Raw genomic sequence first — 25,606 nt, forward strand, 5'->3', positions numbered from 1 at the left:
TCGTAGCAGCCCGCGCGCGGCCGATACAAGTGAAAAAAACCATGGTCGGCCCATTCAAACCGAAGCTCGCACATCTCTGGCCGGGCGGCGCTGCGCTGCAAAACACCGCGACACCGATGCAAAACCGCAGGAGCGATAAATCGCTATGGCCGCCTCATGCGGGTCGGCGCACATCACCAATTTGGCCAAACCCATTCGCTCAAAACCATAGCTCAACACGCCGGCTATCAAGGCCGTGCACAAGCCGCGACGGCGCCATGCCGGGTGGGTGCCCACATACTGAAAGCGGCCTAAATCACGCTGCCGAAACAGCCCACAATCGGCCAGCAATTGCGCGCCGCACCAGATACCAAACCAATGCCCCAGGCCGGCGATTTGCATGGCCCGGTAGCGCAACATTTGTTGCTCACGAAAGATGCGGTAGCTGTTGGGCTCAAAGCCCTGTTCCGCGCCAACACTGTCACATTGCAGATTCAAGACGGCAGCAAAGTCCCCCGCTTGCGTCAAATCCAAGGGGCGAAAGTCGAACTCGGCGGGCAGGTGCTTGCGCTCGGTAGGCTGCTGCGCCGAGTTCAAGACCAAGCACTCGGTGACATGGATCTCGAAGCCTGCAGCCGCCCAAGCCAAGAGCGGCTGATGCGGCCCGCTGGCGTCATAGCCGATCGCCACATGGCCGGACTCGGCAGTAAAGCGCCCCACTTCTTCATCGAACCGATGCAGCCAATGGGCCAAGGCCGCGTCGCTAGGCGGCTGCGGCAAGATCAGGCAATTGCCCCAATAAAAGCGCGGATTACCGGGCGTGCGCACAACCACGCAGTCATCGCGCTCCAGCACTTGGCCGTCAAAACGAGCAAAGATCAGATCGGTTTGCCAGCTCAGCGAGAGCTGCTCGATCAGCCCCACGTGCCTAGTAGCCCACAGCGGCACCGTCACGGCGCGGATCGCTGGCCGCCACATAGCCCTCTATGCCGGGGTCTCCCAAGCGCCAGATGAACTGCCCGGCGCCAAAGTCTTGATAGCTGTCGTGGATATCGCCAATCTGATGCCCCAGCGCACGCAGGCCGTCAATGGTGGCCGCCGGCATATGCGGCTCGACATTGAGCGACAGCCCCTCATTGAAGCGCCAGCGCGGTGCGTCGCAGGCGGCTTGCGGGTTCTGACCAAAGTCCAGCATGCGCACCAAGGTCTGCATATGGCCTTGTGGCTGCATATTGCCGCCCATCACACCGTAGCTCATCACCGGCTGACCGTCACGAGTCAAAAACGCGGGGATGATGGTGTGGAAGGGTCGCTTGCCCGGCGCAACGACATTTGGATGACCGGCTTCGAGCGTGAAGCAGTGGCCGCGGTTTTGCAGCGAGACGCCATAACCGGGGACCACCAGCCCCGAGCCAAAGCCCATGTAGTTGCTCTGGATGAAGCTGACCATCATGCCGCTCTCATCCGCCGTGCTAAGGTAGATGGTGCCGCCCTTGACCGGGTTGCCACATTTGAAATCCTGTGCCCGACTCATGTCCACCAGCTTGGCGCGCTGTGCCAGATAGCTTGGGTCCAGCATCTCGGCGGCCGTCACTTCCATAGAGCGCGGGTCGCTGACATAACGATATACGTCAGCGAATGCCAGCTTCATCGCCTCGATCTGCAAATGCTGCGCCCGGATGCCGTCTATGCCGTCAATCGCCTGCGAGGGCAAATCGAGATGCTTGAGAATGCCCAGCGCGATCAAGGCCGCAATGCCTTGTCCATTGGGCGGAATCTCGTGCAAGTCATGGCCACCATAGCTTTGTGAAATCGGCTTGACCCACTCGGGCCGGTAGTCGGCAAAGTCAGCGGCCGTCATGGCGCCGCCGGTCTCGCGGGCGAACTTCTGCACCGCCTCGGCCACCTCGCCGCGATAGAAAGCTTCGCCCTTGGTCTGGGCGATCAAGCGCAGCGTGCGCGCAGCGTCCGGGAACTTGAACAACTCGCCGACCTCGGGCGCCCGGCCGCGCGGCATGAAGGCCTGAGCGAAACCTGGCTGCGTGGTCAATTCTGAAAGCGCAGCCGCCATCGCCCATTTGCTCTGCACGATCACTGGCACCGCATAGCCGCGCTCGGCAATCTCAATCGCCGGTGCCATCAAGTCAGCAAAGGGCAGCTTGCCGAATCGCTCGCTCAAGGCCACCCAACCGGCCACCGCACCCGGCACCGTTACACCGCCCCAGCCGCGCTTAGGGGGTGTCTTGGCATCCGACCCATAGGTCTTGAAGAAATGCTCGGGCGTCCAGGCCGCGGGCGCGGTGCCGGATGCGTTCAGGCCGTGCAACTGCGTGCCGTCCCACAGAATGCAAAAGGCGTCCGAGCCCAGGCCATTGCTGCAGGGTTCGACCAGCGTCATGCATGCGGCGGTGGCGATTGCCGCGTCAACCGCATTGCCGCCCTGCGCCAGCATGCGCAGACCCGCTTGCGCGGCCAAGGGATGTGAGGTCGAAACGATATTGCGCGCGAACAAGGGGCTGCGCACGCTGGCGTAACTTCTATTCCATTCAAAGGCATGCGTCATGTTTGGCTCTCCGGCGGGTTGGCCCGAACTTGGATTCTGAATGGGCTGGCATTTGATGCTGCAGCGCTATGGCCGACTAGCGCACAAGGAAGGCCCCGTTTGTAACGCTTTGCAACGCCTCGGCAACAGGGTCAACCCTTGCATTCGCGCTCTCGTTGAACCACTACCTTTCGCAACCTTGGAGTAATCCTGATGAAGACCGCAATGAAGAACGCCATGGTCCCCGCTCTGCTGGCTTTCACAGTTAGCGCTGCAATGGCTCAAACGCCTGTCAGCGCAGCGCCAACGGCCGCACCCAAGGCCACCACCACGGCAACGCCAGCAGCAGGAACAGCCACACCAACAACGGAAGCATCAACAGCAACGGTAGCATCAACAGCAACGGTAGCAACAACGGCAAAGGTGGCTTCTGCCACACCGGCAGCTGGACCCGCTGTGACTGAGCATGCCCAGACAGACAAGCACCAAGCCAAGCACGCAACAAAACATGGCCACAAACACAAGGCCGACAGCAAGACGACCGAGGCGGCACCAGTCAAGTCCTGATTCGGTTGCAAGGAATGCTGGCAGTCCTCTGGCGCCAGCCTTGACTAAGCCTCACCAGCGCTGCTGGTGAGGGGCATTTCTGGCGTCTTGATGCACCGTTAGTGTCGATTTTTGCAATTTCGAATTTGAGCTGCTTTTTCTTTGCTTTTCGTCAAAGCGCTGTCACAAATGATCTGCACAATAGCGTTCATTCAAGGCAACAACAACCGGCTGCAGATTGGGCAGAGTTCTGGAACCCGTCACCAGTGCCAAGAAAACCGTCGCCGTCTTTGCTGATGGTGTCCGGAAGTCAGAAGGGCCACAAACCGCAAGGTCGTGGCCCTTTGCTTTTGTGGCGACAAAGACCGCTCCGTCGCTGTTGTCTCGTACCGACGCTCTTGCTTTGGGCACTTGACCGGCGCCTCATCGCGCAGGCAAACTCGCCCGCTTCATTCCTCAACTTCATAAGGAGCACAGCATGGCTACATTTGATATTGCCCTCTCGTCGTCGGCCGTCGCGCTCCTGCAGCAGGCCCTCGCCTCTGCTTGAAGGATTGAGCTGCAGGCGCAGGCTTTAGCCGCGCCACTTCAGCAAGCCTTGACCCTCCTGGTCAGAGCCAGAGCCGGAACTGCCCAGTTCGCAAGCGGCCGACGCATCGCATCCCCAGCCCCGTTTGACCTGTGGTCAGCGGACTTTACCTGTCTGATCCAATTTTGCGAGCAGACAGGCCGGATACGTTCGTCTTCAAAATCTTCATGCTCAATTTAGCAGCTCAATCATTCAACACACTGCGCTCACTCGGACTCAACATTTCCACCTTAGGACCCGCACTTGAAGCGCTGGACTGGCGCGACGGCGCCCAACTCTGGCGCCTGACCGAAGTCCATCGCGACAGCTTCGGGCTGCAGTCGAGCGACGGCCCAGCCGTCCAGGCTCGCGCGCTGCCCGCGCTGACTCAAACGCTGCATGCCAGCTCAGAGAATTTGTGCGTCGGCGACTGGGTGCTGACGCGGCGCAACAGCTTCGGCGAAGCTTGGATTCACGCCCGCGCCGCGCCGCTGAACACCTTGACAAGGCGCGACCCCGAAGGCCGGCGCCAGGTTTTGGTCAGCAATGTCGACCTGGCGGTGCTGGTCATGGGACTCGACCATGATTTCAAACTCGCCCGCCTGGATCGCTATTTGGTGCTCACGCATGCCGCCGGCGTGCCGGCCTTGATCGTCCTGAGCAAGGCCGATTTGTGCGCAGACGCGCAGGCCAAGATCGCTGCGGTTCGGGCGCATCTGGGCCGCAGCTGCAGCAGCGTGCTGGACATCCTGGCCGTCGACGGCAACGCCGACAGCGCCAGGGCCCAGCTCTCGCCCTGGTTGGGCCTGGGCCAAACCCTGGTGCTCTTGGGCTCCAGCGGTGCGGGCAAGTCGACCCTGAGCAATACCTTGTGCCAAGCGCCCCTGCAGGCCGTCGGCAGCGTGCGCGAGGACGACAGCCGAGGCCGCCACACCACGACCGGGCGAAGCCTAAAGCGCTGCCTGGGCGGCGCCTGCATCATCGACACGCCGGGCCTGCGTAGCTTGCAATTGGACGCTGATGTAGCCAGCTTGAAGCTGGCCTTCGATGATGTCAGCGAGTTGGCTACCGCCTGCAAGTTCCGCAACTGCGCGCATCAGGGCGAGCCCGGCTGTGCGGTGCAGGGAGTGCTCAGCCCGGCCCGATTGAAGAGCTTTCAAAAGCTGCAACGGGAGGCGGCGCGCGATCAGATGAGCCACCAAGACAGGCGCGAGCAACTGGCAGTTCGCAAAATCTGGGGCCGCATTGGCAACGCTGCGGTGCGTGCCAAACGCAGCACCTGATCAAGCATGGCGGGCGCATGCGACACTGCGCCCGCCCCGGAATTGACGCCCACAACACAGACTCGAAGATCCGCATGAGCCACACACCGACCGAACTGGCCCAGGCTCAGCTGCTAGCCTATAACGCCAAGGACCTCGAAGCCTTTGTCGCCTGCTATAGCGAGGACGTGAAGGTTTGGCGCATGCCGGCAGACGCGCCGAGTCTGGTCGGGCGCGAGGCCTTTCGCGACAGCTACCGAAAGGGGCCGTTTGCGCAGCCGCAGGTGCAGGCCGAAGTCGCCCAACGCATCGTGATGGGCAATACCGTCATCGACCATGAGTTGGTGCATGGGCGCGGCGACTCGCCCCAGCAAGTTGCCGTGGTCTACCGCTGCCGCGATGGGCTGATTGCCGAGGTGTATTTTTTCGGCGCCGACTGAGAGACAGAGGGCGAAGTTCGCACGCCTGGGTAAAGAAGTTAAAACCCGAGCCCTTCTAATTCGGAAAGTTGTGCCGGTATGAGATGCTAGCGGCCTCAGGGTATTTTGAGTTTTCGCCGCCGCAGGCTCTGCCCCTCCTGTCGACCCGAATTCGCCTTTTACTCCAGATGTATTCCTCAAAGATTTTCTCCGCTCCGTTGGCGTTCTTGCTGCTGACGAATGCCGCACAAGCGCAAACCAAACCCGAAGCCAGCGTCGAGCCGGCGGCGGCCAGCGCAGCCAAGCCATCAACAACGACCAAGGCCGACCCGAAAGCGACGCACCTGGAGCGCGTTGAAGTCAGCGGTAACGCCAGCGACGATGCCGCCAGACGCGCCTCGAGTGCGTCCAAGATCATCATCGGCCGCGACGAAATCGAGCGCTTCGGCGACGCCACCGTCGGCGAGGTGCTCAAGCGCCTGCCCGGCGTGACGACCGGCGGCCGCCCCGGGCGCGGCGGCGATGTCCGCATGCGCGGCATGGGCAATGGCTACACACAGATTCTCGTCAATGGCGAGCGCATGTCGCCGGGCTTTTCGCTTGATCAGCTGCCGCCGGAACAGGTCGAGCGCATCGAGGTGATGCGGGCACCGATGGCCGAGTATGGCGCGCGTGCGGTGGCCGGCACCATCAATGTGGTGCTGCGCGAAGCCTTGGCCAAACGCCTCAATGACCTGCGCCTGGGTCTGGCCACGGAGCGCGGGCAAATGCGCCCTAACGCCGGCTGGACGCGCAGCGACAAGCTGGACGAGCATGGCGGCGCCTACAACCTGAGTGTCAATTTGCAGCAGGCCGACACGCTGGATGATCTGAACACCGTCAACCTGACACGTGACCTGCACAGCCAAGAAGTCAGCAGTTTGCAAACACAGGCGCAAACCAGGGGTCAGCGCCAGGCCTTGAACCTGAGCGCGAGGTTGCAATGGCGTTTGGGCGAGGGCGAAACTTTCAATCTGCAGCCTTTTGCGATCGCCTCGCGCAATCGCAGCGACAACAATTCCAGACTCACGCACCAGCCCTTGCCCAGTGACGGCAGCTACTTCTACGACAGCTCGCAAAGCCATGGCGACAGCCGCAACGACATGCTGCGCTTGAACACGCAATGGCAAAAGCAGCTGGACGAAACCAGCAAGATCGATCTGCGTGCCGGCTTGGGGCAGGCACAGGCCAATGGCAGCAGCACGCTGCGGCAATATCTGGGCGCTGGCCATCAGCTGGTGCGTGAACAAGTCGATCACAGCGACGGACGTGACCGCAGCTGGAGCCTCAACGGCAAGTACTCGCATCAGCTGGAAAACGAGCACAGCCTGGTCGGTGGCCTGGAGGGCGAAGGCACGCAGCGCGAGCAAACCAAGACCTGCGTGCAAGACGGCCTGAGCTGCCGCAGCCAGCTGGAATTCGGCGATGAGTTGTCGGCCAGCAGCCAACGCATCGCGGCTTACGCGCAGGACGAATGGAGCGTGGGCAAGCAACTGTCCTTCTACGCCGGCCTGCGTGGCGAGACGATTGCCACCAAGAGCGCCGCCAGCACCTATGCGGTCAGCAATCGCTCCAGCGTCTGGACACCGCTGCTGCACGGGGTTTGGAAGCTAGATGAAAAGAGCCGTGACCAATTGCGCGCCAGCCTGACGCGCAGCTATCGCAGCCCCACTTTGCAGGACCTGATCGCCCAGCCGTCCATCAACTCCCAATACCCCTGCCCGGCCAACCAGCCTTGTGGCCCCAATACGGTTGACCATGCCGACCGCTCGGGCAACCCGAACCTGAGGCCCGAATTGGCCACCGGCATTGACTTGGCCTATGAAAACTATCTGAGCAAGGGCGGCATCCTCAGCGCCAGCGCCTTCGTGCGCCGCATCAGCGATTTGATGCGCAACGTCACTTCGCTCCAAACGGTCAGCTGGGCGGACGTGCCGCGCTGGGTGTCACAACCCATGAACATCGGCAAAGCCACCACTTACGGACTGGAACTCGAAGCCAAATTCCGCCTCGACGAATTCTTCAGCCAAGCTTGGCCCGTGCAAGTGCGCAGCAACCTGAGCCTGTTCCGCTCCTCGGTGGAAGGCATCCCCGGCCCGAATAACAAGCTCGATCAGCAACCCAGCGCCACCGCCAACCTAGGCGCCGACTACCGACTGCGCAGCCTGCCGCTGAGCCTGGGCGCCAGCGTCAATTGGACGCCGGCCAACACCGTGCAGCAAACGCTGATCACCGAGGCCAGCACCAGCCGCAAATTAGTGGCCGATGCGTTTGCGCTCTGGACGGTCAATTCGCAAGCTTCCTTGCGGCTGTCGGCCAGCAATTTGGCGCCGCTGGACTACAGCAATGGCAACGTCACACTGACGCCCGACAACCAAGTGACGAGTCACTCGAGCGGCGCCAGCTATACACAGTGGGCGCTGCGGCTGGAAATCAAGATTTGATCAATGCCGGCTGCCGCCGAGCAAGCGGGCCGGCAGCTGCAGCAGCGCGCGCAGCAAGTCAAACAAGGCATCCACGCTGATGCCGATCAGCCTGAAAGGCAGGCTGAGCAGCCACAACAGCGGCCACAGCAGCAGCGCGGCCAAGGCCAACGGCCAGCACAGGACCAGCAAGATCAGCCAGAGCAAGAAGTTCATGATGGGGTTGCGTCGGTTTGTATGACCTGCCCATCATAAAAACAGCTGCTGCCGCTGGGTGCGCGCTTTGCGACCAACGGGCGATTGGGCCGTACAGGCCGGTACAGGCCGGCTCAGGGCGATACAGGCCGGCTCCGGCCGGCTCAGGCTGTATGGCCGGCTGCTGACTGCGACAGCGCGCCAGCCTCCGGCAGGCCGATATAGCCCTGCGCAAAAGCTTGGGCCGCCAAACTCAGGGCCAGCAAAATCGACCAGGGCATATTGCGGTTCGCCTTCTTCATTTCGACTCCCTTCATGGACACAGATTCGATTGTGTGGGCCGAAACCTGGCTTCCAGCCGCTCGCTAACGGACTGTTACCGCTGTACACCTGGACTGACACTTTCGCTCCCGCCTGAAACCTACTTTGCAAGCGGCTAGGATGCTGCGATGAAATCAAGACTGATCATTTTTGTAGCCACCCACCTGCTCGCACAGATGGGGGCATCCGCCGCTGAATCGAGCCACGCGCCGACCGTCAACAGCATCGGCATGCAGTTGGTGCGGATCCCGGCGGGTGACTTCATCATGGGCAGCGAGGAGTCGGCCGACAGCCTGGCCAAGGACTTTCCGCAACTGCCGCGCAGGCGCTTCGAGAAACTGCAGGATGAGGCACCCGCCCATCATGTGCGCATCAGTCGCGACTTTTGGTTGGGCGCCCATGAGGTGACGGTGGGCCAGTTTCGACGCTTCGTCGAGAGCACCGGCTTTGTGCCCGAATCCATCCGCGACGGCAGCGGCGCCTATGGCTACCGCAAAGACTACGACCCCAGCCAAACCGAGCGCGGCGACGCGTTCGAGGGTCGTGATCCGCGCTACTCTTGGCTCAACCCCGGCTTCGCGCAGACCGATGCACACCCGGTCGTCAACATCACCTACGCCGACGCGCAGGCCTTCTGCGCATGGTTGAGCCAGCTTGAGGGTCGGCGCTACCGCCTGCCGACTGAGGCCGAATGGGAGTATGCGGCTCGCGCTGGCACCCGCACCCGCTACCACTCGGGTGACGACCCGGCCTCCTTGCTCAAGGTCGCCAATGTGTTTGACGCTGATAGCGTGGTCAACTGGCCGCGCTGGAAAGACATGGCTTTGAGCGGCGCCGACGGCTATGCCTTCACTTCCCCAGTCGGCAGCTTCGCGCCCAATGCCTGGGGCTTGTTTGATATGCACGGCAATGCCTGGGAATGGGTGTCGGACTGGCATGGCGACGACTACTACGCCCAGTCACCAGAGGTCGACCCGCAAGGCCCGGCCACGGGCGATGTGCGGGTGCGGCGCGGCGGCTCCTGGCACACCTGGCCGTTTTACGCCCGCGTCAGCTTCCGCAACTACAACGCACCCGACTCTCGCTACACCTTGCTGGGCTTCAGGTTGGTGCGCGAGCTCGGCGGCGACGAAAAACCTTGAGTTGCCGCAGCGTCATGTCAGGCCGAGCTCACCAGCTCGGCCGCTGCAGCTGAATTCAGATGCGGCAGGGTATTGAAGGTCAGCAAGGCGAAGCGCTTGGGATTGAAGCTGAACTCGGTCACGGCGCTGTTGCGGATGCGCAGATTCAAGTCGATGACGACCTCGCTGGGGGTTTGCAGGATCTGACCCAAGGCGGTGGATATGGGCCCGCCGCTGGAAACCAGCAAAACATGGCCCTCGGCTTGCTCGCGCACATGGGTCAGCGTCGCGGCGACGCCGGCCGAAAACTCGGCGTAACTGGGCATGCCTGCGGGCTCGGTGTAGCCGGCCATCCAGGCGCGCAGACCTTCGCGCAGCAATTGGAAATGCCGCCGCGCGGCCTCGGCGCTGTTCGGTCGCTCTAGCTCACCACTGAACACACTGCGGATCAGGGCCTCGCTGTCGTATTCGTTCAAGCCGGGGCGGATCTGTGTGGTCGGCAGATCAACCGCCTGCCGCAGTCCCACACCAATGGCCGCCAGCGACTGCGCATGACGCTTCAAACCGCCACACAAGACCGCGTCAAAGCGCATGCCTTGGCTGCGCCAGTATTCGCCCAGCAACTGGCACTGGCGCTGGCCCAGTGGGCTGAGTTGATCGTAATCGCTGGCCCCCAAAGAGGCCTGACCGTGACGAACGAGATAGAGAGTTCCCATGCCCAGCATCATCGCAGGCAAGCCGGCCGACACGCTGTCGCAAGAGCGACCGCAATCGACAAGACGCGCACCAAGATGCGGCGCTGCACACCATTGCGGGGCACACTTTTAGATTCCGCCTCAGCCGCTTCCAATGTCACTCATGACAATCAACCATTGCCCGTCGCCCATCGCATCAGCATCGGCCTCATGCAGCCTGAAACTCAAACGCTTGTTCAGGCGTTTGGTGCGCGCATGGCTGGGCACATGCGCGGCAGACAAGGTGGGGTTATAAGGGCTGGGCGTTTGCGCCAGCACCGTCAAGTCCAAGGCCGGCGCGCCGGCCCGGCGACGCAGCGCCTCCCGGTGCAGCCACAGCAACAACTCCGGTGGTAAAAAGCCACGCTCAAAATGCCCGCCAATGAAATACTCTGCCATCAGACGACGCGCCAGCGGGCTGCGCCAAAGGCAGCGGCCGTCGGCTTGTGCGACGGTGAGGCAGGCATAGCCAAAGGCGTCCAGTGCCGCGCGTGGAGCGTCGAGCTGAGGATCGCTGGAGGGGAAGTGGGCATGCACTGCAGTCATAGCTGAGTAAACCATGCAAGCGGCGTGCCAAGCACATTTGCACAGCGCCCAAGCCACAGAGGTTGACGCCTCCTGGCCAGCGTCTCTAAAACTGAGGCTCATCAACCCGGCATTTGTTTTACCCCTTCTTTTCCAGCCATCAATTCAGACCTCAGCCCTGCAACAGGGCTTAGAGTTCAGGCACTTTGCAAAGATATGCTCAATGATGGGTATATCCGAGGCACTCATGGACTCGCAGTTTCTTTAGCCCAGACCCCCAACACATGGATCGATTGGCCGAGCAGGTGGTGGCATGGCATAACCGCCATCCACTGGCAAAACGGATCACCATTTACGACGTCCACACGATAGGCGTTGTGGCATTGCCGTTCATGCGTAACGCGCAGGCCGATGCAGCTGCGCGCCGCAGCGGTGGCCGCAGCAAGGTCGAACCGGTCCTGACCGATGAGATCTCGCCCGAGAGCCTGGCAGCGGCATGGGATGAAGAAGGTCTCACCATTGCTGTCGACCCCAACGCCGCCCATCTCGATGCGCTCGCCGACCAGGAGCCCCCACCGCATCAAGCCAAGTCGAACTGGCGCGAGCGTCTGAGGCGGCTGGCCTTTTGGCGCAAGTCAAGCGATGCAGATGCCAAGTCTTGGCCGGTCTTCAGCGAGCGTTTCGTCAGCCACCTCTCGCCCAAGCGCATCGCCGCGTTCGCACAAGCTCATGGCTACACCAGCCAACCCGGCGATGCGACCTGGCCGCAGCGCATTATTCCGATCGATGAGGCGCTGATGGACAGCGGCCCCAAAGGCGGCGGCGCCTGGCCCTTCGAGCTCTATGTGATGAGCGCGGCGATCGACGCCGGCCGCTCGCGCAGCCGCATTTTGCTGGGCCGTGGCCGCCAGCCGGCCATCACCGGGCGGCGCTGTTTGAGCCCGAGACGGCTTGGCTTGGTCGCCTTGCTGCTGCTGGCCTTGCTGGGCGCGGGCGCAGGGCTGCTGCTGCCTAGCGGCAAGAAAGCGACACCGGCCATGGAGGTGGCAGCAGCGGCCTCGGCGGCTTCGGCTTCGGCTTCGGCCCCTGCCTCTTCCGCCGCATCCACCCCACTCGCTCAACTTCCCGCCTCCAGTCCAGCCTTGGCGGCGGCGGCGGCATCGGCGGCCTCCGCCAACGACTTGGTCACAAGCACGGCACTCAACGATGCCAACTCGGCTGCTGCCTCGAGCCCAATGCCCGCGCCCTCAGCTGCTGCTTCAGCAGCGCCCCAAGAAGAGCCCGCGCCGGAGGAAGAAAAGACCATGCTGAAGCCGAACATCCGGCCGATGTTCATCAAGCCCATCCCGGGTCGTACGGCGCCGCCACTGGGTGCCCCATCAAAGCAGGCCCAAGCCGAGTCGGAAGAGGCGCAGAAAAATGACAAAAAACCCGAGGACAAAAAGGCCGATGCTGAGCTGAAGGCCAAGCCTGAGCCGATCGAAGAGGCGCCACCACGGCCCAAGGCCAAATCAGCATTGGCCCATGCCAGCAAGCCCAAGTTGTCCTCGGAGGACGCAGGCGGCGCGCCGCCCACGGCTGCTTCGGCTTCGGCTTTGGCTGCCACGGCAACGGCTGCGCCACCGAATGGCAAAGCCATTGCCAAGGCCGCGACTCTGGCCAACAAACCCGTCGTTGCCTTGGTCGGGCCGGTCAGCGCCAACAAGGCCGACGCCGAGGCCACTTTGGCACGCATGCGCAGCATGTTGGCGCCGGCTCAAGGCGGCGCGGGCAGCGCAGCGCTGCAAGCACAGGTGTTCCAGACCCCCGAAGGCTGGCGCCCCGCCGTCTGGCCTTTCGCCAGCCGCGAGGAAGCGCAACTGATCAACGCCACCTTGATCGCGCGCGGCATGCGCACGCGGGCGGTGGATTTTTAAGAAGCTTAGGACCGGTAATCGGCGTTGATGCTGACGTAATCGTGGCTCAGGTCGCAGGTCCAGACGGTGGCCGAGGCCGGGCCACGGTTCAGGCTGACGCGCACGGTGATCTCGGCCTGCTTCATCACGCGGGAGCCATCTTCCTCGCGATAGGCCGGGTGGCGCCCGCCGGCTTGCACCACTAACACCTCGTCCAGATTCATATCGATCAGGGTCTGGTCCAGATCATTGATGCCGGCATAGCCGACCGCCGCCAGGATGCGGCCCAGATTCGGGTCACTGGCGAAAAAGGCGGTCTTCACCAGCGGTGAATGCGCAATCGCATAGGCGGCCAATTTGCACTCGGCTTCGTCGCGCCCGCCCTCGATGACGATGGTGATGAACTTGGTTGCACCCTCGCCGTCGCGCACGATGGCCTGCGCCAGCTGCTGCGACAGGTCCACCAGCGCCGCGCGCAAGGCTTGGCCCTCGGCCGAGTCCAGCGACTCGATGCGCGCATGCTGGGCTTGATGGGTGGCAATCAGCACGAAGGAGTCGTTGGTGGAGGTGTCGCCGTCAATCGTGATGCGGTTGAATGAGGCGTCTGCGGCCTCGCTCACCAGCGCCTGCATCAGCGCGGGGTTGATGTTCGCGTCGGTCGCCACATAGCCCAGCATGGTCGCCATATTTGGGCGGATCATGCCGGCGCCCTTAGATATGCCGGTGAGGGTGACCGTTTGGCCCTGGATCTGAATCTGGCGTGACGCCGCCTTCGGGACCGTGTCGGTGGTCATGATGCCCAAGGCCGCCTCACCCCAGGCATCCACGCTCAAGGCTTGAAGGGCTGCCGGCAAGCCGGCAATGATGCGATCGACAGGCAGCGTTTCCATGATCACGCCGGTCGAGAAGGGCAAGATCTGCTCTGGACGCACGCCCATCAAGGCTGCCAGCGCCTCGCAGCTCTGCTGCGCACGCATCAAGCCGTCGGCCCCCGTGCCGGCATTGGCATTGCCGGTGTTGACCAGGATCGCGCGGACGCTATTGCCGTCAGCAGCCAAATGCTGACGACAGAGCTGCACGGGTGCTGCGCAAAAGCGGTTGCTGGTGAAGACACCGGCAACGCTGGCGCCCGCGCACAGCTCGATCACGCTGAGGTCGCGCCGGTCGGCCTTGCGGATGCCCGCCATCGTGACGCCCAAACGGACACCGGGCACGGCATGCAAGGAGGCAGGATCGGGGGCTTGGAGATTGACGGGCATGGCAGCTTGAAACCTGGCGAATAAGAGTGCCGGGATTGTACGGTTCGGAGCTCAGCTCACCAGCCGGTAGCCCACCGCAGTCTCGGTCAGCAGATGCTGCGGGGCAGCCGGATGCAGCTCCAGCTTCTGGCGCAAATTGCCCATATAGACGCGCAGATAGTGGTTGTCTTCCACATGGCTGGGGCCCCAGACGGCCTTGAGCATCTGCCTATGCGTCAGTACCTTGCCGGCGTTAGCAATCAAATGCGTCAGCAGCCGGTACTCCAGCGGCGTCAGGTGCACCGGTGCACCCGCCCGCAGCACACGGCGCAGGGCCAAGTCCACCTCCACCTCGCCAAAGCGGAACTGCGTCTGCGCCGGCTCGTCGGCACTCGACTTGGCCGTGGCTTGGGCACGGCGCTGTGCCACCCGCACGCGCGCCATCAACTCGCCAACGCCGAAGGGCTTGCACAGATAGTCATCGGCGCCAGCGTCCAGCGCGGCAATTTTGTCGGCCTCGTTGGTGCGCGCCGACAGCACGATCACCGCCACGCCGGACCAGGCGCGCAGATCGCGCAGATAGTTGAGCCCGTCGTCATCGGGCAGCCCCAGATCCAGGATGACCAGATCGGGCCGGCGCGTGCCGGCCTCGACCAGGCCCTGGCGCACCGTCGCAGCTTCATGCACCTGCCAGCCTTCGGCCTCCAAGGCCATGCGCACAAAGCGCCGGATGCTGGCTTCGTCTTCAACGATCAGCGCGACCGGGTGGGGTTCACTCATGGGGGTTTCTTTCGCTCAATTCACGCCCTTCTTCGACATCAGCGGGCAAGGCCGGCGGCTGGCCCAGCGGCAGACTCAAAATGAAACTGGCGCCGCCGGTGGCCAAATTTTCGGCCCGGATGCTGCCGCCATGCGCCTGCACGATCGCCCGGCAAATCGCCAGCCCCAGGCCGACGCCCGGCGTGCTGCCCTCGCGCTCGCCACGGCTGAACTTGGCAAATAGGGCTTCCTCGCGGCCGGGCGGCAGACCAGGGCCATTGTCCGAAACACGCAGCAACAAATCCGACGCCGGCCCCAGCTCGGCCGCCAGGCTAAGGCTGCTGCCGGGCGGCGTGTACTTGAGCGCGTTCTCGAGCAAATTGCACAACACCCGCTCCATCAGCGCCGCGTCCAGATGCAGCAAAGGCAGGCCGGGCGGGAACTGCAGCTGCAACGGATGACCAGCCAATGCCGGCTGCAGCGCCTGCAACGCCGTGCCCACGACTTCCTCGATCGGTTGCCATTGCAGATTCAATCGCACCGCGCCACTTTGCAAGCGCGCCATGTCGAGCAAGTTATTGACCATGGCACTGATGCGCTGAGCCTGGCCCTGCAGGTTCTCGCTGAGCTCACGCGCCGGCGCCGGCAGGTCCGTCATGCGGGTGAGCGTCTGGGCCAGGCCGTAGACCACGGCCAGCGGCGTGCGCAAATCATGCGACAAGGCCGACAGCAGGGAGTTGCGCAGTCGTTCGCCCTCGATATGCACCAGCGCATCTTGGGCCACTTCCACATAATGCACACGTTCCAGGGCTTGACCGATGATGCGGGCATAGGTCTCCAGCTGCGCGCGCAGCTCGGGCAGCATCACGCTGCGGCTGCTTTGGGGCTTCAGCGCCAGCACGCCGCGGATGCGCATCGGTGCGGCCAGCGGCAGGTAGAACCAAGCACTGCCCGGCAGCGTGTCGGTGCTCAGACCAGCGGCCTGGGCCTGGTCGAGCGCCCAACGGGCGGTGCCCAAGTCAGGCTGATCGGGCACCGGCAGCGTGCTCTGGCGCGGTGAAGTCTGCAGCTGATCTTGTAGATCCAAGGTGAAGAGCAAGGCCTCACCGCGCACTTCTTCGGCCAAGGCGGCTTCGGCCACCTGCAGTACTGCTTCGGTCTGCAAGGCGCCGGCCAGATCGCTGGTCAGCTCAAACAGCGCCCGCGCCCGTGCCTCTCGGTCGGCCGCCACCTGCGCCTGGTAGCGCAGGCCGGCGGTCAATTGACCGGTGATCAGACCAACGGCCAACATCACGGCAAAGGTGAGCAGGTACTGCACATCGCTGACTGCAAAACTCAGTTTCGGCTCGACGAAGAAAAAATCGAACAGGCCCACACTCAAGAAACTCGCCAGCACTGCCGGCCCCCGGCCCAGGCGCAGCGCCACGCCGACCACCGCCAGCAAAAACAGCATGACGATATTGGACTGCGCGAAGGCCTGCTGCAGCGGCCAGCTCAGCACAGCAGTGGCGGCACAAGCCGCTGCGGCCAAACCGTAGCGGCCCGACAGCGCTTGCCATTGCAGCTCGCGCTGCTGCGCGTCCTGCGTTTCTTCGCTGCCCGGGTGCAGCAGCGGCGCGGGCAAAGCCGCGACCGAGATCAAATCCAGCTCGGGCGCGCCATCGGCGATCTGTTGCGCCAGCTCACGCGTGCCGAGGTAGCGCCGCCAAGCCGGCAAGGCAGCGCTGCGCCCCAAAATCAATTTGGCCAAATTGTGCTCGCGCGCATGCTGAATCAAGGCCGGGGCCAGCTCTTGCGCAGCCAGCACCGCGGTATTGGCGCCTAACTCATGGGCCAGGCGCACCACACGCAGAATGCGCTCGCGCTGGGCATCGGGCAGGCGCTGCAGCGCCGGTGTCTCCACATAGACCGCATGCCAGGACACATTGAGCTGCTGGGCTAACTGGGCGGCGCTGCGCACCACGCTTTCGGCCATAGGCGTGGAGCCGATTGCGCAGAGGATGGCAGCCTCGGTCTTCCAGACCTGGCTGATGCGCTCATTGCTGCGCCAGGTCTGCACATCGTCTTCCACCCGGTCGGCGGTGCGGCGCAGCGCCAGCTCGCGCAAGGCCATCAAATTGCCCTTGCGGAAGAAGTTCTTGGCGGCACGCTCGGCCTGTGGCCCCATATAGATCTTGCCGGCGCCCAGCCTTGCCAGCAACTCGTCGGCCGGCGTGTCCACCATCACGACCTCGTCGGCACGGTCAAAAAACGTATCGGGCAAGGTCTCCTGCACACGTACGCCGGTGATGCCCCCGACCACATCATTGAGGCTTTCCAGATGCTGGACATTCAGCGTCGAGTAGACATTGATGCCATTGGCCAGCAACTCCTCCACGTCCTGCCAGCGCTTGGGGTGGCGCGAGCCGGGTGCATTCGAGTGCGCCAACTCATCCACCAGCACCAGCGCAGGGTGCCGCTCCAAGGCACCGTCAAGGTCAAACTCGGGCAAAGATTTGCCACGGTACTCGACCGACTTGAGCGCCAGCTGCGGCAGGCCCTCGAACATTGCCGCCGTTTCGCTGCGCCCATGTGTGACGACCACGCCGGCCAGCACATCGACGCCGTCGGCCTGCAGCTTGCGCGCGGCCTGCAGCATGGCGTAGGTCTTGCCGACGCCGGCCGAAGAGCCGAAATAGATGCGCAATTTGCCGCGCGCGTCGCTCTGCTCCTGCTCGCGCATGCGCTGCAGCAGCTCGTCGGGATCGGGGCGTTCGCTCTCGATCACAGCCAACCTGCTTTCTTAAAGCGCCACCACAATAATCCGCAGACGCTGACGATCGTGCCCAGCGCGGCGGGATAACCCCAGACCCATTTCAATTCGGGCATCTGCTCGAAGTTCATGCCCCAGATACCGGCAAACGCGGTCGCGGCGGCAAATATCCCGGCCCAGGCGGCCAGCCGCTTGGTGACATTGCTGTCCTCGATCGCCACCATGGACAGATTGGCTTGGATGGCCGTGCCCAGGGTGTCGCGCACCGATTCGATCGCGCTCTCGATGCGGGCCAAGTGGTCGGCCACATCGCGAAAATAGTCTCCCGTACGAGCGCAAATCGGCGGTGTGCGCCCGCCATGCAGCTTGGAGAGCATCTCCAGCATAGGCGCCACCGCGCGCCGCAACAGCATCAAGCGGCGCTTGAGCTCATACAGGCGCTGGATATTGTCAAGCTGGGCGCCGCGCACAAAGATGCTCTGCTCGATCTCCTCCAGCTCTGATTCCAGCAAATCGACGATAGGGAAGTAACGATCTACCACCGCGTCCATCAGCGCATACAGCACAAAGCTGGGACCATGCGCGAGCAGCTCGGGCTCGCGCTCGCAGCGCTCTCGCACCCCCAGAAAATGCAGCTTGCTGCCGCTGCGCACCGACAGCACATAGTTGGGCCCGACGAACACCGCCACCTCGCCCAAACTCAAATCGCCACCGACCCAATCGACCAGGTGCATGACAGCGAACAAGTCCTCGCCATATTCCTCGACCTTGGGGCGTTGATGGCCATGGGTGGCGTCTTCGACCGCCAACTGATGCAGATTGAACAAGCGCCGGTAGGGATCCAGCTCGGCCGCATCGGCATCGCGCAGCGCGACCCAGACAAAGCAGTCGGGCAGCTCCAGATAGGAGGACAAGTCCTGCGGACGGTCAGGCGCCAGATCGGCGAGCTTTTTGCCGTGTTGATAGGCAGCGCAATTGATCAGCATCGCGGTATTGTCCCCTGAATCTGGGGATTAGAAGGTCTTGCGGATGCTCAGCACCAGACCGGTCTTGCCCAGCTTTTTGGCGTCCAGACCGGCGGAGTTGCCGGCCTGGTAGAACTCGCTATTGGCGTTCGTGCCGACCACGGCCACGGTCCAATTCAGGCTGAGCATTTCCTTGGCCAGCGAAAGCTTGGCATCGGCATAGGAGAGGTCGCCGTAGTTGCGCAGCTTCAGATAACCCAGATGCGTGCCCAGGGTCAGGCCTTGACCCAGATCGAAGTTGTAGTTCAGGTCCAGATAGGCCGTACCCTTGGAGCTGCCCTGTGCGGCCAGTGCGCTGAAGTAGGCAAAGCCGGCGGTATCGCTGTTGAGGCCGAAATAGTCGGTGGCGGCAATCGACAGCTTGGCGCTGAAGGCGCCGGCCGTGAGGCCCGCGTACAGATCGACATTGGTGTACTTCTTGTCGGTGGCCACGCCGGGCGCGCTATTGAGCGTGGCACCGGGGTAGACATAAGCCAAGGCACCGAGATCAAGGGTCAGGTCTTGCCCCAGGCCGAGCTTGTAGCCGCTGTACAGGTCCAGCTCCAGGCCGGCGCCGTTGTTATAGCTATTGCCCGAGACATTGGAGGCCCAGGTGCCGGCGTAGAAGCCGCTGCTGTGGGCATAGTCCAGGCCGCCTTGAACGGCGGGTAACTTCCAGGTCTGGCTGATACCGCGGAAGCGGTAGTCGCTGTTCAGGCTCAGATTGCCGGCCAGCGTATGTTCGGGCGTGGCGGCAACTGTAGGAGCGTCTGCGGCATGGGCAAGGCCGGCAAACAAGGTGCTCAGGGCCAAGGAAATAGCGGTGTTCTTCTTCATGATGCTGGTCATTTATATAAGAGAAAAGACGATGAAGCCCCTCCCTCGTCAAGCCTTGATGAACTGTTTTCCGAGGGCTTCATCGGGACCCGAAGGTCCGAAAACTTACAGGGGGAAAGTCAAACTCAGGGCTTGGCGGCGTCAAGCGCCAGATTGAGCTTGAGCACATTGACGCGCGGCTCACCCAAAACCTGCAGGTCGCGCGCCTCAGTATTGGCCTCGATCAGGCGCAACACTTCTTTGTGGGCGATGCCGCGCTCGCGCACAACTCGGGCCGTTTGATAACGGGCCGCCGCCATGCTGATATGCGGGTCCAGGCCGCTGGCCGAGGCCGTCACGAGGTCGGCGGGAATGGGCAACTTATTGTCGGGATCGGCCGCTTTCAGCGCCTCGATACGCGCTTTCACGGCATCGGCCAGCGCCGGGTTCAGCGGCCCCTGGTTGGAACCCGAGGAGCCACCGGCGTTATTGGCCATAGGCCCGGTGGCCGATGGCCGGCCCCAGAAATACTTGGGCGAGCTGAAGTTCTGACCGATCAGCTCGGAGCCGACCGGCTTGCCCTCTGCATTGACGATCAGCGAGCCGGCAGCCTGCTTGGGGAACAGGCTTTGGCCGACACCGGTCACCAACATGGGATAGAACACGCCGGTCACCAGGCTGAGCAAGGCAAAACTGACGAGAGCGGGACGAAGATGTTTGATCATGATGATGACTCCTTAAACCAAATGCAGACCGACCAGCAACAGGTCAATCGCCTTGATGCCGATAAAGGGCACGATCAGGCCGCCCAGGCCGTAGATGGCGAGATTGCGGCGCAGCAGTGCGGCCGCTCCAATGGCGCGGTAGGCCACGCCCTTCAGCGCCAGCGGGATCAAGGCGATGATGATCAGCGCGTTGAAGATCACCGCTGACAAGATCGCCGACGACGGGCTGTGCAGCGCCATCACATTGAGGGCGGTGAGCTGCGGGTAGACGCCGACAAACATGGCCGGGATGATGGCGAAATACTTGGCCACATCGTTGGCGATCGAGAAGGTGGTCAGCGACCCGCGCGTCATCAACAGCTGCTTGCCGGTCTCGACGATTTCCAGCAACTTGGTCGGATTGCTGTCCAGATCCACCATATTGCCGGCTTCCTTGGCCGCTTGCGTGCCGGTGTTCATGGCCACGGCCACATCCGCTTGCGCCAAGGCCGGTGCATCGTTGGTGCCGTCACCGGTCATCGCCACCAGGCGACCTTCGGCCTGGTAGTCGCGGATCAGCTGCAGCTTGGCCTCGGGGGTGGCTTCGGCCAAGAAGTCATCGACGCCGGCTTCCGCCGCAATCGCGGCCGCGGTGAGCTTGTTGTCGCCGGTGATCATCACCGTCTTGATGCCCATGCGACGCAGCTCGGCAAAGCGCTCCTTGATGCCGCCCTTGACGATGTCCTTCAACTCGACCACGCCCAAAGCCCGGGCGCCGTCAGACACCACCAGCGGTGTGCTGCCGCGGCGCGCGATGTCTTCGATCGCGCTCTGCACTTCCTTGGGCAGGCTGCCGCCGAGCGACTCGACATGGCGGCGAATCGCATCACCGGCACCCTTGCGGATTTGACGACCGCCGGCCAAGTCAACGCCGCTCATGCGTGTCTGGGCCGTGAAGGGTACGAACTGCGCGTCCAGGCCACTCATCTCGCGTTCGCGCAGATTGAAGCGCGTCTTGGCCAGCACGGCAATGCTGCGGCCTTCGGGCGTTTCATCCGCCAGCGAGGCGAGTTGTGCGGCGTCGGCCAATTGCTGCTCGCTCACGCCCGGTGCCGGCACAAAGGCGCTGGCCTGGCGGTTGCCCAGGGTGATGGTGCCGGTCTTGTCCAGCATCAGCACGTCCACGTCACCGGCGGCTTCGACCGCGCGGCCCGAGGTGGCGATCACATTCGCTTGCATCATGCGGCTCATGCCGGCCACGCCGATGGCCGAGAGCAGGCCACCGATGGTGGTCGGGATCAGACAGACCAGCAAGGCCACCAATGCAGTGATGGAAACCACCGTACCCGTTTTTCCCAATGACGCGGCCGCCGCCACGCTGAACATCGAGAACGGCAGCAGCGTCACCGTGACGACCAGGAACACCAGGGTCAGCGCCACCAGCAGAATCGTCAACGCGATCTCATTGGGCGTCTTCTGGCGTTTGGCGCCTTCCACCATGGCAATCATGCGGTCGAGGAAAGACTCGCCCGGATTGACGCTGATGCGCACCACCAGCCAGTCGGACAACACGCGGGTGCCGCCGGTGACCGATGAAAAGTCGCCGCCCGACTCGCGGATGACGGGGGCTGATTCGCCAGTGATAGCGCTTTCGTCCACCGAAGCGACGCCCTCAATAACTTCGCCGTCGAGCGGGATCATGTCGCCGGTTTCCACCAGCACGACCGCGCCTTTGCGCAACTCGTCCGACTGCATCGGATGCCATTGCGCGCCGTGTTTAGGCTCATGCAGCTTCTTGGCCCAGGTGCGTGCCTTGAGGCCGCGCAGCGAAGCCGCTTGCGCCTTGGAGCGGCCCTCGGCCAGCGATTCGGCGAAGTTGGCGAACAGCACCGTGAACCACAGCCACAGCGACACCGCCAGGATGAAGGGCGAGCCCTCGGTACCGGCAACAGCCGGGTCGAACAAGCTCATCAGCCACAGCAAGGTGGTCAGGGCTGAGCCGATATAGACCACGAACATGACGGGATTGCGCCACTGCGCGCTAGGCGACAGTTTGACAAAAGATTGCACCAAGGCCGGTTTGACCAGCTTGGGGTCGAGCAGCGAGAAGCTGTCTTGAGTTGTTGTTGTAGCAGGTGTAGTCATTGGGTTTCCCTCAAAGCTTCCAGAGCATCAGATGCCCGACGATGGGGCCGAGAGCCAGCGATGGCACATAGTTGAGCAAGCCGACCAGCAGCACGGTGCCGATCAGCAAGCCGACGAACAGCGGGCCATGGGTGACCAGGGTGCCGCTGCCGACCGGGATACGCTTCTTAGCACCGAGGCTGCCAGCAATCGCCAGCACCGGCACGATCACGCCGAAGCGGCCCAGCCACATCACGATGCCGAGCAAGGTGTTGTAGAACGGTGTGTTGGCCGACAGGCCTGCAAAGGCCGAGCCGTTGTTATTGCCGGCCGAGGTCAGCGCATAAAGAATTTCAGAGAAACCATGCGCGCCGGGGTTGGCAATGCCGGCCTGGCCGTCCGGACTCAGCACCGCGATGGCCGTGCCGATCAAGACCACCAGCGGCGTGACGAGGATGGCGATCGACACCATCTTCATCTCGTGGCTTTCGATCTTCTTGCCCAGGTATTCGGGCGTGCGGCCAATCATCAGGCCGGCAATGAAGACCGCCAGAATGGCAAACACCAGCATGCCGTAGAGGCCGGTGCCGACGCCCCCGAACACCACCTCGCCGAGTTGCATCATCACCAGCGGCACCAGGCCACCGATCGGCGTCATCGAATCGTGCATGGCGTTCACCGCGCCGCAGGAAGCGGCGGTCGTGATGACGGCAAACAGCGAGCTGGCATTGATGCCGAAGCGCGTTTCCTTGCCTTCCATATTGCCGCCGGCCTGGAACTCACTGCTCAACAGATCCACGCCCTGGCTGGCCAGGATGGGGTTGCCGGCCTGCTCGGCGCCGGTGGCAATCACCACGCCCACAATGAACATCAAGCTCATCGCCGCCAGCACAGCCACGCCTTGGCGTGAATCACCGACCAGCTGCCCGAAGCTGAAGCACAGCGCCGCCGGGATCAGGAAGATCGCCAACATCTGCGCCAGATTCGCCAGCGGTGTTGGGTTCTCAAAAGGATGAGCCGAGTTGGCATTGAAGAAGCCGCCGCCGTTGGTACCCAGCATCTTGATCGCTTCCTGCGAAGCCACTGGGCCCATGGCCAGCTCTTGCGTCGGGGTGGAAGCATCCTCGGTGATGGGCTCGCCCTTCTCGTTCTTCAGTGCTTGACCGGCCGCGTCCAGCTTCGGGTTTTGATAGGCGTTGACTTCCAGTGTTGTCACATCCTTGTAGGCGTCAAAGTTCTGGATCACGCCCTGGCCGACCAGAAAAATGGCGAACACAAAGGACAGCGGCAACAAGAGCCACAGCGTGATGCGCGTGACGTCAGTCCAGAAATTGCCAATCGTCTTTTCGAGCTTGCCGGCAAAGCCGCGGATCAGCGCGAACACCACCGCGATGCCGGTGGCAGCCGACAAAAAGTTCTGCACCGTCAGTGCCAGCATTTGCGTCAGATAGCTCATGGCGGACTCGCCGCCATAGCCTTGCCAATTGGTATTGGTGACGAAGCTGATGGCGGTGTTGAAGGCCGAGTCCGGTGTGATCGCGCCGAAGGCCTGTGGATTGAGCGGCAACACGGCTTGCAAACGCTGCAAGGCGTAGACCACCAACACGCCGATGAAGTTAAAAATTAGCAATGCGAAGGCGTATTGCTTCCAATGCATGCCCTCATCGGGCTTGACGCCGGCGAGCTTGTACAGCCCGCCTTCGACAGCGCCCATCCAGCGCGGCAGCCGGCCTTGCGCGATCGCCGTGAGCCAGCGCGACAGCGGCCAGGCCGCCAGTAGCAGCAAGCCCATGAAAAGGGCCAAGTTAAACCATGCCAAGTTATTCATATCAAAACTCCTCGGCGCGCAGCAAGGCCACGATCAGGTAGGCAAACAAGCCGGCGGCGGCCAAACCGCTCAGCCAATACAAGGCGGTCATTGCTTGTTCTCCAATTTATGGCTGGCCGCGGCCAAGCCGATTGCCAACACAAAGACCAGGGCCGATAGGCCCAAAAACACCAAGTCCATGGTTTCTTCTCCAGGATATTTACGATGGAGAGAGCTTAAGAATCGGCGCCTCAAGGCGGCATTGAGCTTGCGCATGCGGGCGTCAAGATTGTGTAAAGACGGCCCAGCCTTTCACTCAGGCAAAAAAAAGAGCCGGCCCTCTCGGACCGGCTCTCTGGCAGGAGCTGCAAGCGCCTGGCGGCTCGTCAACGCAAATTCAAACTTCCGCGCATCGCATGAATAGCGCCCTCGCCCATCGCCGCACCGAAGCGCTTGGCCAGGCGTTCGGCGACGTTGTCGCGCGGCGTGTAGTCGATGATTTCTTCGGCTTTGACAACCTCGCGGGCGACAAAGTCGAGATTACCGAAATGGTCGGCCAAACCCAGCGTGAGCGCCTGCTCGCCGTTCCAGAACAGGCCGGAGAAAATTTCCGGCGTTTCCTTCAGGCGCTTGCCGCGACCTTCACGCACGACGGCAATGAACTGCTGGTGGATTTGGTCCAGCATCGCTTGCGCAAAGGCCTGCTGCTTGGCACTCACCGGTGTGAACGGGTCCAACATACCCTTGTTGGCGCCTGCAGTGAGGAGCCGGCGTTCCACGCCGACCTTGCCCATCAATTCGGTAAAGCCGAAGCCGTCCATCAAGACGCCTATTGAGCCGACCACCGAGGCCTTGTCGACATAGATGTCATCCGCCGCAGCGGCGATGTAGTAAGCACCCGAGGCACACATTTCCTCGACCACCGCATAGACCTTTTTGTTGTGCTTGAGCTTGAGCCGCTTGATCTCGTCATAGACGATGCCGGCCTGCACAGGGCTGCCGCCGGGCGAGTTGATGCGCAAAATCACCGCCTGCGAGCCGCTGTCTTCAAACGCACTTTTCAGCGCCGACACCAGCAGCTCAGCGCTGGCCTCGGTGTCGGCGGCGATCTCGCCGCGCACCTCGACCAGCGCGGTATGCGGTGCGTTGGGGTTCTGCATATGGTGACGCTGCAAGAACAGTGACCAGGCCACCACCGCAATCAGCGCCAGCCAGATCAGCCGGAAAAACAGCTTCCAGCGCCGCTCGTTGCGCCTGTCCAATAGATATTCACGCGCGAACTGAGCCAACAAGGGCTCGTAGCCTGCGCTGCTTGGCCGAGCCGGCTCGGCCGCGGCTGTTTGTGCCGTGACGCCCGCTTGCGGGTCGTGGATGGGCTTGGGTAAATCGTCGAATGAGTTGGTCATTTTTTTATTGTGCTCTGGGCTTCAGTCTTCAAACGCCGGCTTGGTGTCGCGCGAAGGATACCAATAGACCTGGCCCTCGCGTTCCTGCACCTCGATCTTCGTCAAGCCGATGCGGCCGCACATGCCGGTCACGCAGCGCCCGGTCAGCGGGTCATAGACCGCACCGTGAATCGAGCACATGATGAATTGCTTGTCGCCGTCCAAGAACTCGCCTTCTTGCCAATCCATCTCGGTCGGCACATGGGCGCAGCGGTTCAGGTAAGCGACCACCTGGCCCTCGAAGCGCAAGGCAAAGGCGCGCGCCGGCTGGCGGTATTGCAGCACGTCGAAGCTGTGGGCGCGGCCGCGCTCCAGCAACTCCTCCGAAGGACACAGCGCTATTGCCGCTAGGGCGGGCGGGGCTGGCAGTTTGTCTTCTTGGGTCATA

General features: G+C 62.7%; 23 protein-coding genes. 6 read left to right on the top strand and 17 right to left on the bottom strand.

The genetic code is table 11. From position 1 onward, the window contains the following. Positions 1–54 precede the first annotated feature (54 nt). Together LNV09_RS09825 and LNV09_RS09830 are read right to left on the bottom strand one after the other, a co-directional pair. Positions 55–957 (bottom strand): GNAT family N-acetyltransferase, encoded by a 903-nt coding sequence (locus tag LNV09_RS09825; protein ID WP_263556917.1) that lies wholly within the window; start codon positions 955–957, stop codon positions 55–57. Further along, positions 908–2,542, bottom strand: a complete 1,635-nt coding sequence (locus tag LNV09_RS09830; protein WP_263556918.1) for a gamma-glutamyltransferase family protein — start codon at positions 2,540–2,542, stop codon at positions 908–910. The genes LNV09_RS09825 and LNV09_RS09830 overlap by 50 nt, the downstream gene beginning before the upstream one ends. 192 nt (positions 2,543–2,734) lie before the next feature. Between LNV09_RS09830 and LNV09_RS09835 the strand changes: the two genes are divergently transcribed. The 4 genes from LNV09_RS09835 to LNV09_RS09850 all read left to right on the top strand — a co-directional run bounded on the left by LNV09_RS09835 (position 2,735) and on the right by LNV09_RS09850 (position 7,799). After that, positions 2,735–3,088 carry a hypothetical protein gene (locus LNV09_RS09835; RefSeq protein WP_263556919.1) on the top strand — a complete coding sequence of 118 codons (354 nt, stop codon included), beginning with the start codon at positions 2,735–2,737 and terminating at the stop codon, positions 3,086–3,088. A gap of 735 nt (positions 3,089–3,823) precedes the next feature. Continuing rightward, a complete protein-coding gene (gene rsgA, locus LNV09_RS09840) occupies positions 3,824–4,918 on the top strand; it encodes a ribosome small subunit-dependent GTPase A (protein ID WP_263556920.1) in 1,095 nt (364 codons plus the stop codon). 74 nt (positions 4,919–4,992) lie between these two features. Then, a complete protein-coding gene (locus LNV09_RS09845) occupies positions 4,993–5,337 on the top strand; it encodes a nuclear transport factor 2 family protein (protein WP_263556921.1) in 345 nt (114 codons plus the stop codon). Positions 5,338–5,504: 167 nt separating this feature from the next. Further along, positions 5,505–7,799 (top strand): TonB-dependent receptor plug domain-containing protein, encoded by a 2,295-nt coding sequence (locus tag LNV09_RS09850; RefSeq protein ID WP_263556922.1) that lies wholly within the window; start codon positions 5,505–5,507, stop codon positions 7,797–7,799. On the opposite strand, the gene LNV09_RS09855 is transcribed toward LNV09_RS09850, so the two are convergent. Both LNV09_RS09855 and LNV09_RS09860 read right to left on the bottom strand, forming a co-directional pair. Then, positions 7,800–7,994: a hypothetical protein gene (locus LNV09_RS09855; protein WP_318023283.1), complete on the bottom strand. Its 195-nt coding sequence runs from the start codon at positions 7,992–7,994 to the stop codon at positions 7,800–7,802. Between the two features lie 143 nt (positions 7,995–8,137). After that, positions 8,138–8,275 (bottom strand): hypothetical protein, encoded by a 138-nt coding sequence (locus LNV09_RS09860; RefSeq protein WP_263556923.1) that lies wholly within the window; start codon positions 8,273–8,275, stop codon positions 8,138–8,140. Between the two features lie 147 nt (positions 8,276–8,422). On the opposite strand from LNV09_RS09860, the gene LNV09_RS09865 reads away from it, so the two are divergent. Beyond that, entirely contained in the window at positions 8,423–9,436 is a 1,014-nt protein-coding gene (locus LNV09_RS09865; protein ID WP_263556924.1) for a formylglycine-generating enzyme family protein, read from the top strand. A gap of 17 nt (positions 9,437–9,453) precedes the next feature. Here LNV09_RS09865 and LNV09_RS09870 read toward each other — a convergent pair whose 3' ends face one another. Together LNV09_RS09870 and LNV09_RS09875 are read right to left on the bottom strand one after the other, a co-directional pair. Further along, positions 9,454–10,131 carry a histidine phosphatase family protein gene (locus tag LNV09_RS09870; protein ID WP_263556925.1) on the bottom strand — a complete coding sequence of 226 codons (678 nt, stop codon included), beginning with the start codon at positions 10,129–10,131 and terminating at the stop codon, positions 9,454–9,456. 120 nt (positions 10,132–10,251) lie between these two features. Then, complete coding sequence (locus LNV09_RS09875) at positions 10,252–10,695, bottom strand: hypothetical protein (protein ID WP_263556926.1); 444 nt, start codon at positions 10,693–10,695, stop codon at positions 10,252–10,254. Between the two features lie 263 nt (positions 10,696–10,958). Between LNV09_RS09875 and LNV09_RS09880 the strand changes: the two genes are divergently transcribed. Next, the gene (locus tag LNV09_RS09880) at positions 10,959–12,590 is read left to right on the top strand and encodes a hypothetical protein (RefSeq protein WP_263556927.1); all 1,632 of its coding nucleotides are present in this window, start codon (positions 10,959–10,961) and stop codon (positions 12,588–12,590) included. A 5-nt stretch (positions 12,591–12,595) separates the two neighbouring features. On the opposite strand, the gene argJ is transcribed toward LNV09_RS09880, so the two are convergent. From argJ to LNV09_RS09935, 11 genes are all read right to left on the bottom strand, one after another. Then, the gene (gene argJ / locus LNV09_RS09885) at positions 12,596–13,828 is read right to left on the bottom strand and encodes a bifunctional glutamate N-acetyltransferase/amino-acid acetyltransferase ArgJ (RefSeq protein ID WP_263556928.1); all 1,233 of its coding nucleotides are present in this window, start codon (positions 13,826–13,828) and stop codon (positions 12,596–12,598) included. A gap of 51 nt (positions 13,829–13,879) precedes the next feature. Then, positions 13,880–14,587 (bottom strand): two-component system response regulator KdpE, encoded by a 708-nt coding sequence (kdpE, locus tag LNV09_RS09890; RefSeq protein WP_263556929.1) that lies wholly within the window; start codon positions 14,585–14,587, stop codon positions 13,880–13,882. Beyond that, positions 14,580–17,333 carry a DUF4118 domain-containing protein gene (locus tag LNV09_RS09895; RefSeq protein ID WP_318023284.1) on the bottom strand — a complete coding sequence of 918 codons (2,754 nt, stop codon included), beginning with the start codon at positions 17,331–17,333 and terminating at the stop codon, positions 14,580–14,582. The genes kdpE and LNV09_RS09895 overlap by 8 nt, the downstream gene beginning before the upstream one ends. Then, the gene (locus LNV09_RS09900) at positions 17,330–18,304 is read right to left on the bottom strand and encodes a magnesium and cobalt transport protein CorA (RefSeq protein WP_263556931.1); all 975 of its coding nucleotides are present in this window, start codon (positions 18,302–18,304) and stop codon (positions 17,330–17,332) included. Before LNV09_RS09900 ends, LNV09_RS09895 begins: the two co-directional genes overlap by 4 nt. Positions 18,305–18,331: 27 nt before the next feature. Further along, positions 18,332–19,159, bottom strand: a complete 828-nt coding sequence (locus LNV09_RS09905) for a TorF family putative porin (RefSeq protein WP_263556932.1) — start codon at positions 19,157–19,159, stop codon at positions 18,332–18,334. Positions 19,160–19,284: 125 nt separating this feature from the next. Beyond that, on the bottom strand, positions 19,285–19,863 hold the full coding sequence (gene kdpC, locus LNV09_RS09910) for a potassium-transporting ATPase subunit KdpC (RefSeq protein ID WP_263556933.1): 579 nt from the start codon (positions 19,861–19,863) through the stop codon (positions 19,285–19,287). 12 nt (positions 19,864–19,875) lie between these two features. Next, positions 19,876–21,987: a potassium-transporting ATPase subunit KdpB gene (kdpB, locus tag LNV09_RS09915; protein WP_263556934.1), complete on the bottom strand. Its 2,112-nt coding sequence runs from the start codon at positions 21,985–21,987 to the stop codon at positions 19,876–19,878. A gap of 10 nt (positions 21,988–21,997) precedes the next feature. Further along, a complete protein-coding gene (gene kdpA / locus LNV09_RS09920; protein WP_263556935.1) occupies positions 21,998–23,794 on the bottom strand; it encodes a potassium-transporting ATPase subunit KdpA in 1,797 nt (598 codons plus the stop codon). Between the two features lies 1 nt (position 23,795). Next, entirely contained in the window at positions 23,796–23,885 is a 90-nt protein-coding gene (gene kdpF / locus LNV09_RS09925) for a K(+)-transporting ATPase subunit F (protein WP_263556936.1), read from the bottom strand. A 274-nt stretch (positions 23,886–24,159) separates the two neighbouring features. Then, positions 24,160–25,179: a S49 family peptidase gene (locus LNV09_RS09930; protein WP_263556937.1), complete on the bottom strand. Its 1,020-nt coding sequence runs from the start codon at positions 25,177–25,179 to the stop codon at positions 24,160–24,162. A 21-nt stretch (positions 25,180–25,200) separates the two neighbouring features. Beyond that, positions 25,201–25,605 (bottom strand): Rieske (2Fe-2S) protein, encoded by a 405-nt coding sequence (locus tag LNV09_RS09935; protein ID WP_263556938.1) that lies wholly within the window; start codon positions 25,603–25,605, stop codon positions 25,201–25,203. Position 25,606: the final 1 nt, after the last annotated feature.

This window comes from Paucibacter sp. B2R-40 (assembly GCF_025717555.1).
In the GTDB taxonomy this organism is placed as follows: domain Bacteria; phylum Pseudomonadota; class Gammaproteobacteria; order Burkholderiales; family Burkholderiaceae_C; genus Paucibacter_A.

Coding starts and splice junctions, on each gene's coding strand:
- LNV09_RS09825 (WP_263556917.1), bottom strand. CDS start 957: ATGTGGCGGCCAGCGATCCGCGCCGTGACGGTGCCGCTGTGGGCTACT.
- LNV09_RS09830 (WP_263556918.1), bottom strand. CDS start 2,542: ATGACGCATGCCTTTGAATGGAATAGAAGTTACGCCAGCGTGCGCAGC.
- LNV09_RS09835 (WP_263556919.1), top strand. CDS start 2,735: ATGAAGACCGCAATGAAGAACGCCATGGTCCCCGCTCTGCTGGCTTTC.
- rsgA (WP_263556920.1), top strand. CDS start 3,824: ATGCTCAATTTAGCAGCTCAATCATTCAACACACTGCGCTCACTCGGA.
- LNV09_RS09845 (WP_263556921.1), top strand. CDS start 4,993: ATGAGCCACACACCGACCGAACTGGCCCAGGCTCAGCTGCTAGCCTAT.
- LNV09_RS09850 (WP_263556922.1), top strand. CDS start 5,505: ATGTATTCCTCAAAGATTTTCTCCGCTCCGTTGGCGTTCTTGCTGCTG.
- LNV09_RS09855 (WP_318023283.1), bottom strand. CDS start 7,994: ATGAACTTCTTGCTCTGGCTGATCTTGCTGGTCCTGTGCTGGCCGTTG.
- LNV09_RS09860 (WP_263556923.1), bottom strand. CDS start 8,275: ATGAAGAAGGCGAACCGCAATATGCCCTGGTCGATTTTGCTGGCCCTG.
- LNV09_RS09865 (WP_263556924.1), top strand. CDS start 8,423: ATGAAATCAAGACTGATCATTTTTGTAGCCACCCACCTGCTCGCACAG.
- LNV09_RS09870 (WP_263556925.1), bottom strand. CDS start 10,131: ATGGGAACTCTCTATCTCGTTCGTCACGGTCAGGCCTCTTTGGGGGCC.
- LNV09_RS09875 (WP_263556926.1), bottom strand. CDS start 10,695: ATGACTGCAGTGCATGCCCACTTCCCCTCCAGCGATCCTCAGCTCGAC.
- LNV09_RS09880 (WP_263556927.1), top strand. CDS start 10,959: ATGGATCGATTGGCCGAGCAGGTGGTGGCATGGCATAACCGCCATCCA.
- argJ (WP_263556928.1), bottom strand. CDS start 13,828: ATGCCCGTCAATCTCCAAGCCCCCGATCCTGCCTCCTTGCATGCCGTG.
- kdpE (WP_263556929.1), bottom strand. CDS start 14,587: ATGAGTGAACCCCACCCGGTCGCGCTGATCGTTGAAGACGAAGCCAGC.
- LNV09_RS09900 (WP_263556931.1), bottom strand. CDS start 18,304: ATGCTGATCAATTGCGCTGCCTATCAACACGGCAAAAAGCTCGCCGAT.
- LNV09_RS09905 (WP_263556932.1), bottom strand. CDS start 19,159: ATGAAGAAGAACACCGCTATTTCCTTGGCCCTGAGCACCTTGTTTGCC.
- kdpC (WP_263556933.1), bottom strand. CDS start 19,863: ATGATCAAACATCTTCGTCCCGCTCTCGTCAGTTTTGCCTTGCTCAGC.
- kdpB (WP_263556934.1), bottom strand. CDS start 21,987: ATGACTACACCTGCTACAACAACAACTCAAGACAGCTTCTCGCTGCTC.
- kdpA (WP_263556935.1), bottom strand. CDS start 23,794: ATGAATAACTTGGCATGGTTTAACTTGGCCCTTTTCATGGGCTTGCTG.
- kdpF (WP_263556936.1), bottom strand. CDS start 23,885: ATGACCGCCTTGTATTGGCTGAGCGGTTTGGCCGCCGCCGGCTTGTTT.
- LNV09_RS09930 (WP_263556937.1), bottom strand. CDS start 25,179: ATGACCAACTCATTCGACGATTTACCCAAGCCCATCCACGACCCGCAA.
- LNV09_RS09935 (WP_263556938.1), bottom strand. CDS start 25,605: ATGACCCAAGAAGACAAACTGCCAGCCCCGCCCGCCCTAGCGGCAATA.